We start from the raw sequence: 12,494 nt of genomic DNA on the forward strand, positions 1-12,494 counted from the left end.
GGCGCGCAAACGCCTTCGGGTACGTGCTCTCGATGACACCTTCCGATACCTCCGCCCTGCACCAGCTGTACGCCAGCCATCGCGGCTGGCTGCAGCAGTTCCTGTGCCGTCGCCTGGGCGAAAGCGCTGATGCCGCCGACCTGGTGCAAGACATCTTCGTGCGCCTGCTGCTGCGCCCGCGGCGCTTCGACAGCCACAGTGGCGAACGCTCGTACCTGGCGACCATCGCCCGTGGCCTGAGCATCGATCATTGGCGCCGCAAGCAGTTGGAACAGGCCTGGTTGAGTGCCCTGGCCAGCCGCCCGGAAGCGCTGCAGCCGTCGCCGGAGCAGGCCGCGCTGATCATCGAAACCCTGCACGAAGTGGACACCATGCTGCTGCGCCTGCCCGCGCGGGTGCGCCAGGCGTTTCTGCTCCCCCAGCTCGACGGCCTGCCCTATCGCGAGATCGCCGCGCAGCTCGGCGTGTCCGAGCGCATGGTCAAGAAATACCTGGCCCAGGCGCTGCTGCACTGCGCCCTGCTCGAAGCCGAACTCGACGGCCTGCTGGTCGAATGATCAACCCGCGCTCCCACGCTCTCAGCCACGCCAGCCTGCAGCAGGCCGCCGACTGGTACGTGCGCCTGCACGACGAACAGGCCGATGACCAGGTGCGCCAGCAATGGCGACGGTGGCTGGAGCAACACGGCGAACACCGTGACGCCTGGCACTATGTCGAGCGCGTCAGCCAGCGTTTCGGCCAGTTGCAGCAGCAGGACGACGGGCAGACGCTGCGCCGTGCCCTGGCCCAGCCCGGCCGCACCGGCCTGACCCGGCGCGAGGGTTTGAAGAGCCTGTTGGTCGTCGGCGCTGGCAGCCTGGTGGCGTGGAGCGCCTGGCGCCACACCGCCCTGCCGCGCCTGGTGGCCGGCTGGAGCGCCGACTTCGCCACCGGTATCGGCGAGGTGCGCGAAACCCGCCTGGGCGACGGCACTCGCCTGTGGCTCAACGCCGGCAGCGCGGTGGATGCCGACTTCGACGACGCCGTGCGCCTGCTGCACCTGCGCGTTGGCGAAGTGTTGATCGACACCGCCCGCGACACCCGCCCCTTCTTCATCGCCAGCCGGCACGGCCGCATGCAGGCACTGGGCACCCGCTTCAGCGTGCGCCAGAGCGATACGCAAACCTGGCTGACGGTATTCGACGGCGCGGTGGAAATCCGCACCGCGGACACCCAGCGAACCCTGCGCATCCCCGCCGGCCAGCAAGTCACCTTCGATACCGCGCAGATTGGCGCCGTGCAAGCCGCAACCGGCGCCCGCGAATCATGGACGCGCCATGTGCTGACCGCCGAAGGCATGCCGCTGGGCCAGTTGCTCGACGAGCTGGGGCAATTTCGCCGCGGCCACCTGGGCTGCAACCCGGCGGTCGCCAACCTGCCGGTGATGGGCTATTTCCCGCTGGACGACAGCGAGCAAAGCCTGCGCCTGCTGCAGGCCGCCCTGCCCATTCGCGTGCAGCGGCTGACCGACTGGTGGGTGAGCGTCGAGCCTGCCGAAGCCTGACTGAAAATAAATTATCCGCCCTGTTCCCTTTTCTGGATCTCGCTCGGTAATCCCTGAGAAGCCAACTATTCGAACCACTTCAGGGGACATGCACTTGCCAGCCGCGCACGCTTTCCAATTTTCTCTACGACCACTCGCCCTGGCGTTGCCCATGGCGCTGTCCCTCGCCCCGACGCTGCTGATCGCCCTGCCGGCCACCGCGCAGGAAAGCCCGGCGGTGCGCACTTACAGCATTGCGCCAGGGCCGCTCAACAACGTGCTCAACCAGTTTTCCGCGCAGGCCGGTATCTACCTCGCCGGCCATAACGACCTGGCCAGCGGCAAGACCAGCCCAGGCCTGAACGGCAGTTACTCGGTCACCACCGGGCTCGCCCTGGTGCTGCAGAATTCCGGGCTGGAGGCGGTCGATCAGGGCGGCGGCGGTTATGTGCTGCGCCCGCTGCCTGCCAGCGGCGCGCTGGAGCTGGACAGCACCACCGTATTCGGCATTGCCCTGAGCAGTGCCGAGCTGCCGGGCGAACCGCTGGCCGGCTACGTGGCCCTGCGCAACGGCAGCGCTACCAAGACCGATACCGCGCTGGTCGATACCCCGCAATCGATCTCGGTGGTCACCCGCGACGAGCTGCGTAATCGCCAATCGGAGACCCTGTCCCAGGCACTCAGCTACACACCGGGGGTCACCAGCCAGCCGACCAGTTTCAACCGCACGGCGGACCGTTTTCGCATCCGTGGTCTCGATGTCGAGTCCGCTACCGGCGGCTCGCTGCGCGATGGCCTGCGCCTGCAGAACAACTCCTATGACGGCATTCAGGAGCCCTATGGCCTGGAGCGCGTCGAGGTGATTCGCGGCGCGGCCTCGGTGCTCTACGGGCAGCTGTCGCCAGGCGGCATGATCAATGGAGTGAGCAAGCGGCCGACTCGCGAGCCGCTGCGCGAACTCAATCTGCAGGTCGGCCAGAACGACCGCAAGCAGCTGTCCGCCGACTTCAGCGGCCCGCTTGGTGACAGCGATACCCTGAGCTACCGCCTGACCCTGCTCAAGCGCGACAGCGACACGCAGCAGGATTACATCGACGACGACAGGCTCTACATCGCCCCGGCACTGACCTGGCGCCCGAACGAAGACACCTCCCTGACCCTGCTGTCGTTCTATCAGAAGACCGAAACGGGCTTCTCCGCGCCGCTGCCTTACCAGCTGGTCAAGGGGGTGGGCGACGCGAGGTACCAGATCGGTCGCCACGACTTCATCGGCGAGCCCGACTACAACGAGATGAACGGCGAGATGTCGACGCTCGGTTACGAGTTCGAGCACCACTTCAACGAGCGGCTGCGCATCAACCACAAACTGCGTTACTACCAGACCGACGTGGACTGGAAGTACCTGCAGATACAAACCTCTGCCGCGGCCATCAATCAGGCAGCCACCACGGGCATCCTGCGCCGCCAGTACAGCGACCGCCGCGAGCGCGCCCGCGGCCTGGCCAGCGACACCAACATCGAGTCGAAATGGCAGCTTGGTGGTGCGCAGCACAGCGTGCTGCTGGGCTTCGATGCCTACGACATGAGCTACGACTCGCACAACTTTCGCGGCGTCGCGCCAACACTGGATCTGAGCCGCTACAACTACGGGCAGCCGGTGGTGGTCAACAAGGACCGCAGCCTGGATCGCGGCTCACAGATCGACACCCTGCAAAAGGGCGTTTATCTGCAGGATCAGATCAACATCGACGACCGCTGGATTGCCGTACTGGGCGTGCGCCACGACTGGGCTGACCAGGACCAGCAACAGCATCGCAACGGCGTGCGCACCAGCCAGAACAACGAGGCCACCACCTATCGCGCCGGCCTGGTGTACAAGTTCGATAACGGCCTGGCGCCGTACCTGAGCTACAGCGAATCGTTCTTCCCGGTGTCAGTGGCCGTTGCCGGCGGGCAGAGCTTCGTGCCTACCGAAGGTAAACAATACGAAGCGGGGATTCGCTACCAGCCCGACGGTCGCAACCTGCTGCTCAGTGCCGCGGTTTTCGAGCTGACCCAGCAGAACGTGCTCAAACAGGACCCTGCCACCAACATCGCCTCGCAGACGGGCGAAGTGCGCTCGCGCGGCTTCGAGGCGGAAGCCAAGGCGCAGGTGACAGACGACCTCAGCCTGGTCGCCTCCTACGCCTATATCGATGCACGTATTACCGAGAGCAGCATCGCCAGCGAAGTCGGCCAACGCAGCGAGGACACGCCCTATCATCAGGCGGCGCTGTGGTTCGACTACAATTTCATGCGCCTCAACCTGCCGCAGCTCACCGTTGGCGCCGGCGCCCGCTACAAGGGCACCACCCAGGCCTCCGGCATGGACTCGGCGATGCCCGCCTACACCCTCTTCGATGCCATGGTCAGCTACCAGCTCGACGCGAACTGGGACATCAGCCTCAACGCCAACAACCTCACCAACAAGCGATATACCTATTGCGAGTTCGCCACCTGCACCTATGGCGACGAGCGCCAACTGGTCACCGCGGTGAACTTCCGCTGGTAGCGAACGCCCAGGTCGGCCGCCCCATACGCGGTCGGCCTGGTAACCGGCAGCGCAGTAGCTGCCGGGCGATGCCATGGCGAAATCCGACCTGAGCGACACGGTCGGTCAAAGCGCGGCCTGACGATTTCCTTCAATACGGCATGGGTTTGGGGCGACAGACTGGCGAGCCTTTCTTCCCAGACGAGCGATGCCCGCCATGCAGCAGTTCCTGATCATTGCCGCCGCCCATTTCCTGGCGCTGATTTCCCCCGGCCCGGACTTCTTCCTGGTCGCCCGCACCTCTCTGGCAGCGGGCTGGCGAGTCGCCAGTGGCGCCTGCCTGGGTATCGCCGTGGCCAACGGAGTGTTCATCGTCGCCGCCTTTACCGGCGTGTCGGTGCTACAGCCTGGCAGCGCACCGTTCATCACCCTGCAGCTGGTCGGCTGTCTCTACCTGTTGTACCTGGGCGTGCTGTTCATTCGCCATGCCGGCAGCAGCGTGCTGCAGGCGCCGGGCGAGGCGCCGCCGGCCAACGGGGCCTCCTGGCTGCAGGCGGCCGGCATGGGTTTTCTGTCCGGCATTCTCAACCCCAAGAACGCGCTGTTCTACGTCAGCCTGGCGAGCATGCTGGGCGCCCAGAGCAGTGCCGGCTGGAAGGCGTTCTATGGCCTATGGATGTTCGCCGTGGTGCTCGGCTGGGATCTACTGGTGGCCCTGGCCATCGGCAATGGCCGGCTGCTGGGCAACTTCCAGCGCGCCCTGTCGCTGCTCGAACGACTCTCGGGCCTGGTGCTGATCGCCCTGGCCGCGGGCATGCTGGTGATGCTGCTCAGGGCATAGCGTGAGCGGTTGACATCAGTCTCTCAACCGCGCCGCCAGCGTCGACAGGTCGCCGGACAGCCCCTGCATGGCGCGGCTCGCCGACTCGCTGCGCTGCAGGTCGGCTTCGTTGCTCTGGGCGATGGAGACGATTTCGGCCAGGTTGCGGGCGATGTCTTCGGCCACCGAGGTCTGTTCCTCGGCTGCCGTGGCGATCTGCCGGTTCATGTCGCGAATGGCTTCCACGGCCTGGGTGATGCTGTGCAGGCGCTCACCGGCCACGCCGACCTGCGTCCTACCGGCCGCACTCTGCTGGGCGCCGGCAGCGATCGCGGCGCTGGCTTCCTTGGAGGCGCCCTGCACGTTGGCGATCAACTGGTGAATCTCGCTGATCGAACTGGCGGTGCGTGACGACAGGTTGCGCACCTCATCGGCCACCACCGCGAAGCCCCGGCCCGCCTCGCCGGCGCGCGCAGCCTCGATGGCCGCATTAAGGGCCAGCAGGTTGGTCTGGTCGGCGATGCCACGAATCACTTCCAGTACGCCACCGATGCGCTCGCTATCGCTGTCGAGCCGGGCGATCACCTCGGCGGTGCGGGTGATTTCCCCATGCAGTTTCTCGATGGTGGCAATGGTGCTGGCCATGGTGGTCTCGCCGTCCTGCGCTGCCTGATCGGCCTCGTCGGCGGCCCGCGCCGCACTAGCCGAATGGCGCGCCACTTCTTCGGCGGTGGCGCTCATCTCGTGCATCGCCGTGGCGACCTGATCGGTGCGCGAGAATTGGTCACGAATACCCTGGCCGATATGCCCGGCTACGCTGCTCAGCTCCTGGGTGGCGGCATCCAACTCACCGGTACCACGACGCAGCTGCTGCGACAGTGCCTGCATGAATTCGCGCAGGCGATTGGCAGCCTGGGCCAGCTGACCGACCTCATCCTCACGGCCTTCACTCAGGCGCTCACCGAATTGCCCACGGCTGAGCAACTCGAGCTGCCCGGTAGCCTGCAACAACGGCGTGGTGATGCGCCGGTTGACCAGCCAGGCGCTGAACAGCGCCAGCAGCACGCCGATCGCGAGCATTGCCAGGCTGCCGAACAGCACGCTGCGCTGGGCGATCTCGCTCAACCGGCTGGCGCTGGCCTGACTACGTGCGTGCAGCTCGTCGACCAGCAACGACAGCTGCTCGGTAGTGGCTCGGTCGATGCCCTTCACCGCCGCATCGCCAGCCTGGGCAGAAAAACCTGCCGCGGAGAAGGCCTGGTAACCACGGCGATAGGCCTGGCCCATCTCGGCATGGGCAGCGCGCAGCTCGCTCAACCGCTGGCGCAGCTCGGCACTTCCTGCCGAGTCGATCAGTTGGCCGATCTGCGTCTGCACGCGTTTCTCTTCATCCTGAAACTGCTGCCAGTAGCGGTTGCGCTGCGCTTCATCACCGCCGCGCAGGAGCACGTTCTTCCATTCCTGAACCTGAATCTTGAACGCCAGGTTGGCGCCGTCCACTTGCCGCGCTTCTTCCAGCGGGCCGCTGAGCAGCGCTCCGTAGCCATCCAACTGGCGCGACAACAGCGCGAAACCAGCCAACGCAATCAGCAACATCAACACCAGGCCACCGCCAATCAGCAAGACCAATTGGGCACGCAGCGAACGACCAAAGCTCATGGAAATCTCGAACGGGAGGGAGGTGCGACGAGCTTATGAATGTTGCATGACAAATATATTGCAACGAGATAACCAGCCGTCTGGCCGGCTGTAAGCGCCTGTTCATTGTCTTTATGCGCATCAGGCGGCAACTACAAGGCAGAAGCGGACATCAGCGCAGTATCTGTGGGAGCGACCCATGCCCGCGATTTTTCGCGCGCATGGCGCGCTCCCACAGTGAGTCGGTGAACGGCCGCCCCTGCCACTTAGCCGCCAGAATCGACGAACCTGGGCTTGAAGATCATTAACAGATTCTTAGGGCTTGCTGGCTCGCTGCCTGGCCTCGCCTTCGGCCTCTTCCATGGCCGCCGCCATCAGCCCGGAACACACCAGCACACCGGTCCCCTTTGCCAGGCATTCGTAGCGTTGCTGATCCTCACCGGAGCTGGTGACGCAGCCCTGCAGGCTTATCCGCTGCTCCACGCCGGCCAGGTTCTTTTGCGCCTGGGTGTATTCGGCTGCGGTGAGGCGCCCGGCGCTTTTGCGCGCCTCGGCGATCTCGCGCAGATTCTTGAGGTCGACGGCCGTCCAGCGCATCGCGCTCTGGCACATTTCGCGTCTCGACGTCTTGGCTGGCGCAGGCTCAGCCGCTGCACGCCGGGCGGGCGCTTCAGGTGCTACCGCGCGCGTTTCACCGGCGTAGCCCGGCTTGATCGTCACCGTATCGGCCTGCCGGGCCGCCGGTGGCTGACTGCCGAAATGCTTCTGGCCATTCTCGTCCACCCAGGTGTACACCTGGCTCAGCGCCTGGGCAGACAGGCTGCAGAGCACGAGCATCGCGAGCATCTGGCGAGCGGGCATCATCGTTGAATACCTTTGCGGAGCGCGGGCTGCGCTACGGGCAATCTAGAACCAGGCGACGGCCTTGCCAAGGGGCAGCGGCACGGCCTGCCGCCTATCTGCGAACCACGCCATAGTGGCCTCGATAAAGTTACGCAACGCAGCGGGCAAGACTGCATACAATGCGCATCCGCTCTTAGCTTCACACGAGGACTCCGCCACCATGGCCTCCCCCGACAAGCAGAAAAAACGCGCCCAGCGGGCCAAGACCAAGGCCAAGCAGAACCGTATGAGCAAGCCGAAAACCAGTGTCGTGCACACAGTGCTGAGCAACCCGCTGATCGACGAGCCCTTCGATGACGTGGAGATCGACCTGAGCACCTTCGACTTCAAGGACATCGAGGAAAACGGCTTCGACCCGGCGCACTTCGACGACCTGTTCCAGGCCATGCACAAGGCCGAGGCCATCAGCCTGCTCGCCCAGTGCGTGGTGTTCCTGCAGTACCCGGTGCTGGAGCTGGTGGTCGCCGAGGAAGATCCGGAAGCGGCAACCGACTTCATGATGGGCCTGCTGATCGTCTACCGCGGCCTGTTTCATAACGAAGACGAAGACGCCGCCGTGCAGTGGATCGGCAGCCAGACCTTCCAGACGGCTTACAACGAGGCATCGGAGATCCTGCAGAAGAAGAATGCACGTGGCGGTGTGCGCGCCTGATCCGATCAGAGCGCGCTGGGGCGAATCGTCTGTACCGCGCCGATCTTGCAGCCAGGCGACCATTGCTTCGCGCCGGGGTCGGCGCTCCTGAGGTAAGGGTAGGTTGCCAGCGAACACGGTGGGAGCCGCGACCGGCGGCGAGTGGTGTGCGCAACGCCGTCCGCGCGGCAAAGCTGCAATCGTTTCGCGCCGGGCTGTCGCCTGGAGAGCAGCCGTAAGCCAACTTGCCGACTGCCATATCAACCCGATCGATACCCAACATGCGCCATGGCCTCTCGAATAGCTGGCGTAATCGGGCTAGCTTCGCGTTCACATGCATTGCCCCATCACGCCGATAGCGAGGATTCGATGACTCAATCAACCTATGTTCCGCCAAAGGTATGGCAGCACCTTGAAGCATCCGGCGGCCAGTTTTCCAAGACCAACCGCCCCACTGCCGGCGCGACCCATGACCAGAAGCTGCCGGTCGGCAAGCACCCGCTGCAGCTCTACTCCCTGGCAACGCCCAATGGCGTGAAGGTGACCATCCTGCTCGAGGAGCTGTTGGCTCTGGGGCACAGCGGCGCCGAGTACGATGCCTGGCTGATCCGCATTGGCGAGGGCGACCAGTTTTCCAGCGGCTTCGTGGGCGTCAATCCGAACTCGAAGATCCCTGCCCTGCTCGACCGCAGCGGCGATACGCCGATCCGCGTGTTCGAGTCTGGCTCGATCCTGCTGTACCTGGCGGAAAAGTTCGGCGAGTTCCTGCCCAAGAATCCCGCCGGCCGCACCGAAACCCTCAACTGGCTGTTCTGGCAAATGGGCTCGGCGCCCTACCTGGGCGGCGGCTTCGGCCACTTCTACGCCTATGCCCCGGAAAAGTTCGAGTACGCCATCAACCGCTTCACCATGGAAGCCAAGCGCCAACTGGACGTGCTCAACCAGCGCCTCGCCGATAATCGCTACCTGGCCGGCGACACCTACACCATCGCCGACATCGCTGTGTGGCCCTGGTATGGCGAGCTGGTGCGCAACAACGTCTACGGTGCCGCGGAGTTCCTCGCGGCTCACGAATACACCCACGTACAACGCTGGGCCAACGAGATCGCCGAGCGCGAAGCGGTAAAACGTGGCCGCCGGGTGAATCGCACCTGGGGCGATGAGTCCGAGCAGGTGCCAGAGCGGCATCAGGCGGCGGACCTGGCGTAAGCGTTGTAGCGCCAACGCAAGCAGGTCGTTCAGTTGCAAGCAACCAGGCCCCGATGCTTTTTGGCATCGGGGCCTGGTTTATCTGGCAGGAATATTTGCGTGCCGACCCAAGCACGTTGATCGACAGCTCAGGCAGCGTTATCCATTTTCCACATTTCCAAAAGCCGAGCCCCACCAAACGCAGCGAGGCCCGGGCAGTTCATGGGCATTACGCGCAGTACGAAGGCCAGGGCGGACTGACCTTCGCGTTCACACTGATCAGACTGGAGCCCCGGCCGCTTCGGGCTTGCTGATCGTTCGGCCGTCACGTCCGACGATGACGCCCGGCTGATCGGCCGCCAGGGTTTCTTTCTCCCGATAGTGCACAACGGAGCGAATGGCTTCGCCTCGCTTGAGCAAGTCGAAAGCCACGTTGAGCGATTCGTGATCCATATTGTGGGTGATGTAGGGATCAACGTTGATCTCGCCACGCATCCACTCATCGACCATGCCCGGCAGCTCGGAACGTCCCAGCACGCCGCCGAACGCACTGCCCTTCCAGACGCGCCCGGTCACCAGTTGGAACGGCCGTGTAGCGATCTCCTCCCCCGCCCCAGCAACGCCAATGATGATGCTCTCGCCCCAACCTTTGTGGCAGCACTCCAGCGCTGCACGCATCAGTTCGACATTGCCCACGCACTCGAACGAGAAATCCACGCCGCCGTTGGTCATGTCGATGATCACGTCGCGCAGTGGCTCCTTGTAATCACGCGGGTTCACGCACTCGGTGGCGCCCAGGGACTGGGCCAATGGGAACTTGGCCGGGTTCACGTCGATACCGATGATACGCCCCGCGCCTTGCAACACCGCCCCCTGGATCACTGCCATGCCCACGGCACCCAAACCAAATACGGCAACGGTGTCACCAGGGCGCACTTTGGCGGTATTGCGTACGGCACCAATCCCCGTGGGGATCGCACAACCCATGATCGAGGCCTTGGCCAACGGCGCAGCAGGGTCGATCTTGGCCACTGCAATTTCCGGCAGCACGGTGTACTCACTGAACGTCGAAGTCCCCATGTAATGGAAGATCGTCTTACCCTTGTAAGAAAAACGACTGGTTCCATCGGGCATCAGCCCCTCGCCCTGGGTCTTTCGAATCGATTGAGAGAGATTGGTTTTGCCGGACTTGATGAACGGGCAATTCGGGTCTTCGGGGGTGTAGAGCGGGATAACGTGGTCACCGGGCTTCACGGACGTCACACCACGACCGACGTCCTCGACGATGCCACACCCCTCGTGACCGAGAATGCAAGGGAACTTGCCCTCCGGATCGCGTCCCGAGAGCGTGAACACATCGGTATGGCAGAGGCTGGTGGTCACGATCCGAACCAGTACTTCGCCGTCCTTCGGTCCTTCGAGGTCGATCTCTTCAAACTCGAGTGGGCGGTTGGCTTCCCAGGCAATGGCTGCACGCGTTTTCATGAACACCTCATACGTTATGATATAACAATATTAATGCTAACCCAGCCGCGTTCGACAGCCAGCCCTTCTGGGCGAAGTTGGCCGGTAGTGATGGAAATTTGTCCTGAATCGGTGCCTAGGGAGAAGCATGCTGGAGTTATCTGCGGATTTGCCGCGTCGTGTACAGATCGTCATTTACCCAGGCTTCAAGCTGCTCGAAGCCAGTGGCGCACTCAGCGTTTTCGAATACGCCAACAAAGCCTTGGTCAAAAGAGGCGCGACGGCGCCCTATCGAGTGAGCGTGGCGGCGCCCGTAGCGGGCCAGGTGCCGTCGGACGTTGCCGTCACCTTGCAAGCTGAAGGCCTTTACGAATCCGCGGAGCAGCCGGACACGGTGTTGATCGTGGGCGCTCACGACATCGCCACTGCTCTGTTGGAAAACCCGCGCCTGGTAAGCTGGTGCAAAACGGTAGGCCCGCACGCCAGTCGCCTGGTAGGGGTTTGTTCGGGAGCCTTCTTCTTGGCCAGCGCCGGCATCCTGGACGGCCTGGAAGCCACAACACACTGGCGCGTCGCCGAGAAGATGGCCCGTGACTATCCCGCGATTCGGGTCAATGACCAGGCCATCTATATCCAGCAGGCGAGTATCTGGACCTGCGCCGGCGTAACCTCCGTACTGGATCTGTGCCTTGCCCTGATCGAGCAGGATATGGGCCGGGAGACCGCCTATGAAATTGCCCGTGAACTGGTGGTATTCCTGAAGCGTGGTGGCCAGCAATCTCAGCTCAGCCAGCTGTTGGATAGCCAGATGACGCCCCACGCCGGGGTACGCAGCCTGAAGCTGTGGATCCTGCAGAATTTGCACGCTGAACTGAACCTGCAAACCATGGCGGCCCAGGCCAATATGAGCCCACGGCACTTGCGCCGCGTGTTCGCGCGAGAAGCAGGCTGTACGCCCACGGAGTTCGTCGAAGGGGCACGGCTTGAACTGGCACAGCGTCTACTGATCGATGTGCAAACACCGTTGAAACGTATAGCCGAACGCTGTGGCTTCAGCTCCGAGGAGCAGCTCCGCCGTGTCTTCCTTCGCCACCAAGCTTGCTCGCCAAAGGCTTACCGAGAAAAATTCGCCCCCACGCTCAATGCCGTTGATTGACGTGAGGTACAGCGGGCCGACGGTGTAGCGCACCACCGGCCAGCGGTCAGGCTCAACCCACGACGGAGACCGGGCCGTGGTCGTCGCAATGGTCGCCGTGCGGGTGATGCAGGTGTCCATCGACGAGATAGTCCACATGATCGCCATGGGGAACGGCCTCATGGCCGCAGCCCGGTCCATGCACATGATCCGCAGCGTGTCCGCCACACTGGTGATTCGGCGTGCAGGCATCAGGGTTCTTGGCGTTTACTTCCAGGCTGTGTTCGTCCACATGATCACCGTGCGGATGATGCAGGTGACCATCGTGCAGGTAGTCGACATGACCATTGTGCTCGATGGCCAGATGGCCACAGCCAGGCTTGTGCTGATGATCGTGATGGGGATGCTTGTCGCAGTTGCTCATGGTGCCTCCTGAAGACGATGAGTTGCCCGCCGAGCTTATGCCTCGAGGGGTGCACTGTCGAATCAGCGCGTTCTCAGAACCTGTTCATAATCTTTCAGCCCAGGTTCGTCGACTTTGGCGGCTAGTTGTGTAAACCCAGTACGTTGTTCAGTGGCAATGGAGCCCGACTGATTGGTGGTTTGTAGTTGAGACTGCTGTGCGGCCTGTGCCAGTTGTAGTGGTGCAGCCAGGCTGGCAAA

At 63.5% G+C, this 12,494-nt stretch carries 12 protein-coding genes and 1 pseudogene; 8 read left to right on the forward strand and 5 right to left on the reverse strand.

Going from position 1 to position 12,494, the window contains the following annotated elements; all coding sequences use genetic code 11:
• Positions 1–32 precede the first annotated feature (32 nt).
• The 4 genes from BVH03_RS24265 to BVH03_RS24280 all read left to right on the forward strand — a co-directional run bounded on the left by BVH03_RS24265 (position 33) and on the right by BVH03_RS24280 (position 4,893).
• Positions 33–557 (forward strand): sigma-70 family RNA polymerase sigma factor, encoded by a 525-nt coding sequence (locus tag BVH03_RS24265; protein ID WP_075963590.1) that lies wholly within the window; start codon positions 33–35, stop codon positions 555–557.
• The gene (locus BVH03_RS24270) at positions 554–1,543 is read left to right on the forward strand and encodes a FecR domain-containing protein (RefSeq protein WP_075963591.1); all 990 of its coding nucleotides are present in this window, start codon (positions 554–556) and stop codon (positions 1,541–1,543) included. Before BVH03_RS24265 ends, BVH03_RS24270 begins: the two co-directional genes overlap by 4 nt.
• A 151-nt stretch (positions 1,544–1,694) precedes the next feature.
• The gene (locus tag BVH03_RS24275) at positions 1,695–4,073 is read left to right on the forward strand and encodes a TonB-dependent siderophore receptor (RefSeq protein ID WP_143486061.1); all 2,379 of its coding nucleotides are present in this window, start codon (positions 1,695–1,697) and stop codon (positions 4,071–4,073) included.
• 196 nt (positions 4,074–4,269) lie between these two features.
• Positions 4,270–4,893: a LysE family translocator gene (locus tag BVH03_RS24280; RefSeq protein WP_075963593.1), complete on the forward strand. Its 624-nt coding sequence runs from the start codon at positions 4,270–4,272 to the stop codon at positions 4,891–4,893.
• A gap of 15 nt (positions 4,894–4,908) precedes the next feature.
• Here the strand turns inward: BVH03_RS24280 and BVH03_RS27365 are convergent, their stop codons facing one another.
• The 3 genes and pseudogenes from BVH03_RS27365 to BVH03_RS24290 form a co-directional block, all read right to left on the reverse strand.
• A complete protein-coding gene (locus BVH03_RS27365) occupies positions 4,909–5,760 on the reverse strand; it encodes a methyl-accepting chemotaxis protein (protein ID WP_371915393.1) in 852 nt (283 codons plus the stop codon).
• A gap of 66 nt (positions 5,761–5,826) precedes the next feature.
• Positions 5,827–6,531: pseudogene (locus tag BVH03_RS27370) on the reverse strand (methyl-accepting chemotaxis protein); the annotation flags it as partial.
• Positions 6,532–6,825: 294 nt separating this feature from the next.
• Positions 6,826–7,374 carry a DUF4124 domain-containing protein gene (locus BVH03_RS24290; protein ID WP_075963595.1) on the reverse strand — a complete coding sequence of 183 codons (549 nt, stop codon included), beginning with the start codon at positions 7,372–7,374 and terminating at the stop codon, positions 6,826–6,828.
• 199 nt (positions 7,375–7,573) lie between these two features.
• Here BVH03_RS24290 and BVH03_RS24295 point away from each other — a divergent pair, with 199 nt between their 5' ends.
• Together BVH03_RS24295 and yghU are read left to right on the forward strand one after the other, a co-directional pair.
• The gene (locus BVH03_RS24295) at positions 7,574–8,065 is read left to right on the forward strand and encodes a hypothetical protein (protein ID WP_075963596.1); all 492 of its coding nucleotides are present in this window, start codon (positions 7,574–7,576) and stop codon (positions 8,063–8,065) included.
• Between the two features lie 348 nt (positions 8,066–8,413).
• On the forward strand, positions 8,414–9,253 hold the full coding sequence (gene yghU, locus BVH03_RS24300; protein WP_075963597.1) for a glutathione-dependent disulfide-bond oxidoreductase: 840 nt from the start codon (positions 8,414–8,416) through the stop codon (positions 9,251–9,253).
• A gap of 258 nt (positions 9,254–9,511) precedes the next feature.
• Here yghU and BVH03_RS24310 read toward each other — a convergent pair whose 3' ends face one another.
• The gene (locus BVH03_RS24310) at positions 9,512–10,717 is read right to left on the reverse strand and encodes an S-(hydroxymethyl)glutathione dehydrogenase/class III alcohol dehydrogenase (protein WP_075963599.1); all 1,206 of its coding nucleotides are present in this window, start codon (positions 10,715–10,717) and stop codon (positions 9,512–9,514) included.
• A 127-nt stretch (positions 10,718–10,844) separates the two neighbouring features.
• On the opposite strand from BVH03_RS24310, the gene BVH03_RS24315 reads away from it, so the two are divergent.
• Positions 10,845–11,852 (forward strand): GlxA family transcriptional regulator, encoded by a 1,008-nt coding sequence (locus BVH03_RS24315; RefSeq protein WP_075963600.1) that lies wholly within the window; start codon positions 10,845–10,847, stop codon positions 11,850–11,852.
• Between the two features lie 76 nt (positions 11,853–11,928).
• Positions 11,929–12,267, forward strand: a complete 339-nt coding sequence (locus BVH03_RS26530; protein ID WP_168175672.1) for a hypothetical protein — start codon at positions 11,929–11,931, stop codon at positions 12,265–12,267.
• 109 nt (positions 12,268–12,376) lie between these two features.
• Here the strand turns inward: BVH03_RS26530 and BVH03_RS26215 are convergent, their stop codons facing one another.
• Complete coding sequence (locus BVH03_RS26215) at positions 12,377–12,493, reverse strand: integrase core domain-containing protein (RefSeq protein WP_371915394.1); 117 nt, start codon at positions 12,491–12,493, stop codon at positions 12,377–12,379.
• Position 12,494 lies beyond the last annotated feature (1 nt).

Source organism: Pseudomonas sp. PA15(2017) (assembly GCF_001945395.1).
Lineage (GTDB): Bacteria > Pseudomonadota > Gammaproteobacteria > Pseudomonadales > Pseudomonadaceae > Aquipseudomonas.